Raw genomic sequence first — 4,998 nt, forward strand, 5'->3', positions numbered from 1 at the left:
CCGCGCGGCGAGCCGGGTCGCGGCGTCGTCGAGCCGGTGGTAGCTCAGCTCCTGTCCGTCGACGAGGACCGCGATCGCCTCCGGGGCGGTACGCGCCCAGCCGGCGACGAGGGCGCGCAGCCCGCCGACAGTCCACTCGGCGGCCCGCGTCGGGGCCACGACGGGTACGCCGGGCTGCCCGGCGTCGGGGCCGGTGCCGGTACGGATCGGCCTGGTGGCATCGGCGACGGCGGCGCGCAGCACAGCGGCGAGTAGATCCTGGTAGGAACCGATGGTGGGCTCGGTGAAGACGTCGGTGCTGTACTCCATCGCCACGGTGAGCAGGTCGCCGCGGTCGTGGACGTCGCAGCTGAGGTCGAACTGCGCCGACGGGCGCCGCCCACCGATGAGCGAGGTCCGCAGGTCGCCGAAGCGCAGACCTGCGTCGGCGGCGGGCAGGTACTGGAAGCAGACGTCGAAGAACGGGTTACGGTTGCCGCTGCGCGGCGGCTGGAGGTCCTCCACCAGGGCGCTGAACGGGTACTCCTGGTGCGACAGCAGGTCCAGCAGCGGCTGCCGGAACCGGTCGAGCGCCGCGTCGAACGTGGACGCGCCGGTCAGGTCGGCCCGCAGCGGCAGCGTGTTGACCAGGAACCCGACCAGCCCCGTCGTCTCCTCGGTGGTCCGCCCTGCGAGCGGGACGCCGAACAGCACCTCGCGCTGGCCCGACACCTCCGCCATGACGAGCCCGAACGCGGTGGCCAGGACGGCGAACGGGGTCACTCCGCGGGTGGCGGCGAGGCGGCGTACGGCACCGGTCAGGCCGGCGTCGAGGTCGCGTACGGCGGTAGCGCCGGCGAACGTGCGCCGCTGTGGTCGTACCAGGTCGGTGGGGATCTCCATGGCGCGGGCACCGTCGAGGACCGCACGCCAGTACGCCGCCTCGGCGACGCGTTCGGCGGTGCCGGCCGCGAAGCGTGCCTGCTGCCGGGCCGCGTGCTCACCAACGCCGGTCTCCAGCGGCGCCGGCTGCGGGTCCGTGCCGGCGGCGCGGGCGGTGTACGCCGACGCCAGCTCGCTCAGCAGCACCTGTGCCGACCAGCCGTCGAAGACGATGTGGTGGATCGCCATGACCAGCACGTGCTCGTCGTCGGCGAGCCGGACCAGTTCGGCCCGCAGCAGCGGGTCGGCGGTCAGGTCGAACGGTGTGTTCGCGGCGAGGTCGCAGCGCTGCTGTACGAACTCCTCCGCGGCGGCCGGCGGCAGGTCCGTCGCGCTCAGCAGTGGCAGGTCGATCGGCTGGGCCGCGACGAACACCTGGTAGGGGTGCCCGTCGAGGGTCACGAACCTGGTGCGCAGTGCCGACTGGCGGGTCACGCAGTCGGTGAGGGCGGCCCGCAGCGCGTCGGTGTCGAGCACGCCGCTGAGCCGCAGCCCGAGCGAGATCACGTAGAACGAGCTGCCCGGGTTGAAGTTGTCGAGGAACCACAGGCCGCGCTGGGTCTGCCCGAGCGGCCACACCCCGGGCCGTGCCGCTGTGGAGGTACGGGGTTCCGCGGTGGTCGGGGTGGTCACACGTGGTCCTTGGCCGTGGTCGTGCCGGTCAGTCTGAGCAGTGCGGCGAGTTCCTCGTCGCTGGCGGCCGCGAGATCGGCGGCCAGGGCCGCCGGTGCGTCCGGCGTGGTGGCCTGCTCCGGTGCCCGCGCCACGGCCGTCGCCAGCCACTCGGCCATCGTCCGCACGGTCGGCGTGTCGAAGATCGCGCGGACGGGAACCGGTATGTCCAGCAGTTTCTGTAGCCGGGCTGCGATCCGTACGGCAATCAGCGAGTGCCCGTCGATGTCGAAGAACGACACGTCCAGGTTCGGTACGGCGTGGCCCAGGCACTCCTGCCAGACGCCACGGACCGTCTCCTCCAACTCGTTGCCGACCTGGGCCCGGCCGATCCCCACGGAGTGGGCGATCTCGTCCAGCACCTGGTGGTCGAGGTCGCCGGTGTCGTCGAGAGGCAGCTCATCGAGCAGCACGAACCACGCCGGTACGCGGGCCGCGCCGATCCGAGGCAGCAGCCAGCCCCGCAGTGCTGCCGGGGTCAGCGCGTCGTCGGTGGTCGCGACATAGCCGACCAGGTCGTCGCCGAACGGGACGGTCACGGCGGCGTGGACCGACGGGTGCCGGGCCAGCTCATCGGCCACGTCGGGTTCGTCGCCGCCGGCGGGTACGCCGTACCAGTCCAGGCCACCGTCGAGCCGCCAGCGGGCCTGCACGCCGGTACGCCGCAGCCAGCCCTGCGCCCGTCCGGTCACCTTGTCGGGGATCAGCCCGTCGCCGGGTCCGTCGTCGACCTCGACGTGGACCTCGCCGACCGACCCGATCGGCGACAGCCGGCCGGCGTCGTCGAGCAGGTACAGCCGCCCGTGGCAGGGCAGACCGGGGACGTCGGGGCGCGGGTCGATCTGCTCGGTGCTCGCGGCCAGGGCGAGTAGCCGCGCGTGCTCGCCGTCGGAGGGGACGTCGATGTCCAGGATCGGTCCGCGCGGCGCGGTCAGCGCCCCGCGCAGGAAACGCAGGTAGGTGTCGGCCATGTCGCGGATGGAGGCGCTGTCGTAGATGTCGCAGGTGTACTTCGCCGCGATCGTCATCTCGCCGTCGCCCGGGTCGATCACGTCCCACACCAGGTCGAACTCGCTTGCGCCGTCGGCGTCGAAACGGCGCTCGGCGCGTACCGAGCCCAGTTCTAGGAGCGGGTTGTCGGAGCCGAGGACCTGGAAGCACACGGAGGTGATCGGCAGGCGGCTGAGGTCACGCACCGGGTTGGCGATCGCGACGATCTCGTCGAACGGAACGGCGCAGTGGTCCATCGCGTCGAAGAACGCGCCGCGGGTGGCGGTGAGCACCTGCCGGAACGTCGAGTCGGCGGCCATCCGGATGCGCAGCGGCACGGTGTTGATGAAGAAGCCGACCGTGCCGCGCAGCCACGGCCCACTGCGCAGCGACCACGGCGTGGCGATGACGACGTCACCGACCGGGCCGCTGCGCCGGCCCAACATGACCCCGAGCACGGCCGCGAGGACGACGAACGGTGTGACCCGTTGCTGGCGGGCGAACTCGCGTATCTCCGCGGCCAGGTCCGCAGGGATCGTGGCGCGCTGCTCGTGCACCTCGAAGTCGCGACGCGGTGGGCGGGGCCGGTCGGTCGGTGGGTCGAAGGCGGGACGCCCGCCGAGCTCCGCGCGCCAGTAGGCGCGGGACAGCTCGTACGCCGGGGCGGCAGCGGTTTCGTCGAGCCAGTGCCCGAAGCGTTCGTAGCTCTCCGGCGCGGGCTCCAGCACGTCGTCCAGGGACACACCGGTCTCCCACGCGGCGTACAGCGCCCCCAGTTCCCGCAGCATGACCTCGATGGACGGCCCGTCCACGCAGATGTGGTGCACGAACACGGCGAGCATGTGCTCGGTGGGGCCGAGCCGGGCCAGCCGGGCCCGCATCAGGGGCCCCTGTTCGATGTCGAGCGGGTCGGCGTACTCCTGCTCGAGGAGGTGATCCCACGCCGCCTGCTTGTCCTCTGCGGTGCTCAGGTCGGTCACCGCCAGCACCAGCGGGGCGTCGTCGACGACCTGCTCGGGGCCGTCGTCGCCGGAGACGAGCCGGGTGCGCAGCGTCTCGTGCCGGCGCATCAGCGCGGCCAGGCAGGCCCGGATGCCGTCCGGGTCGACCTCACCGGTGAGCCGCAACACGATGGGGATCATGAAGAACGGTAGTCCGGGGTGGAGCCGGCTGAAGAACCACAACCGGGTCTGTAGGCGGCTGGCGCGGCGTACGGCGACGGGGCGGCTCACGGGGTGACCTCCGGGTGGGCGTCGGCGCTCGCCTGACCGGCCGCGACGAGCCCGGCGAGCCCGGCGACCGTGGGCTGGCTGAAGAAGTCGCGCAGCAGGATCTGGGTGGCGTAGTGGCGGCGGACCTGGCCGATGAGGTCCAGGGCGAGCAGAGAGTTGCCGCCGAGGGCGAAGAAGTTGTCGGTGCGCCCGATCCGGTCGAAGCCCATCACCCGCTGGAACACCTCGCACAGGTGCGCCTCGACCGGCGTCTGCGCGGGCACGAGATCGCCCATCGCCGACGGCCGGTCGTGGCCACTGTCCGGGTCGTCGGCCGCCGGTACCGCCGCAGGCACCTCCCGCTCGGCCGGGGTGGTGGCTGCGGCGGCGCCGTGGGCGAAGCGCCGTGCCTGCTCGACGACGGCGTGCAGGTCGGCGACGGAGACGTGGACCTGCGGCAGGCCGGTGGCGAGTACGGCGAGGAACACGGCGTGGCCCTCGGGCTCGGTGAGGAACGTGCCGGCCTCGGTCGGGCTCTGGCCGGGTTCGGCGGTCATGCCGGTGTCGAGCCAGCCCGTCCAGTCGATGGCCTGCACCTCGGTACGGCCCTGCCGGCGCGCCTGATGGGCGAGCGCGTCGAGGAACGCGTTGCCAGCGGTGTAGTCGGCGGCGCCGTCCCAGCTGTCCACGGTGGTCAGTGACGAGAACAGGGCGAGGAAGTCCAGGTCCAGGTCTGCCGTGGCGTCGAGCAGGGCGCGGGCGCCGGTGACCTTCGGTGCGACGGTGCGCTCGAACTCGTCGGGGGTCAGCGCTTCGATCAGCCCGCCGCCGCCGGTCAGGCCTGCGGCGTGCACGATTCCGTCGAGCCGGCCGAAGCGGTCCACGGCGGCGCGCACCAGCGAGCGTACCGCCTCGGTGTCGGTGACGTCGGCGGGCACGGCGACGACCTCCCCGCCGACGGCCTCGACGGCGCGCAGCGCCGTGATCCGGGCGCTGGTCGGGTCCGCAGGGCCGTGTTCGGCAAGCCAGTCGTCCCACCGCGCCGGGTCGGGCACACCGGTCCGGCCGCTGAGCACGAGCCGGGCGTGGTGGTGCTGGGCGAGGAACCGGGCCAGGGACAGGCCGATGCCGCCCAGCCCGCCGGTGATCAGGTACACGCCCTTGTCGCGGAGGGGTACCGCGTGCGGGGCCGGCGCGGCGGCCG

At 73.0% G+C, this 4,998-nt stretch carries 3 protein-coding genes; all 3 read right to left on the reverse strand.

Annotated elements, in window-relative coordinates:
• Positions 1-1,554 (reverse strand): condensation domain-containing protein (locus tag ACFQ4H_RS34445; RefSeq protein WP_377579420.1); only part of this gene is annotated, 1,554 nt, incomplete at its 3' end.
• Positions 1,551-3,815, reverse strand: coding sequence for a condensation domain-containing protein (locus ACFQ4H_RS34450; protein ID WP_377579421.1), 2,265 nt, complete (start codon positions 3,813-3,815; stop codon positions 1,551-1,553). The genes ACFQ4H_RS34450 and ACFQ4H_RS34445, both read right to left, overlap by 4 nt.
• Positions 3,812-4,998 (reverse strand): SDR family NAD(P)-dependent oxidoreductase (locus ACFQ4H_RS34455; RefSeq protein WP_377579423.1); only part of this gene is annotated, 1,187 nt, incomplete at its 5' end. The genes ACFQ4H_RS34450 and ACFQ4H_RS34455, both read right to left, overlap by 4 nt.

This window comes from Micromonospora sonneratiae (genome assembly GCF_042679305.1).
Taxonomy (GTDB): Bacteria; Actinomycetota; Actinomycetes; order Mycobacteriales; family Micromonosporaceae; genus Micromonospora_H; species Micromonospora_H sonneratiae.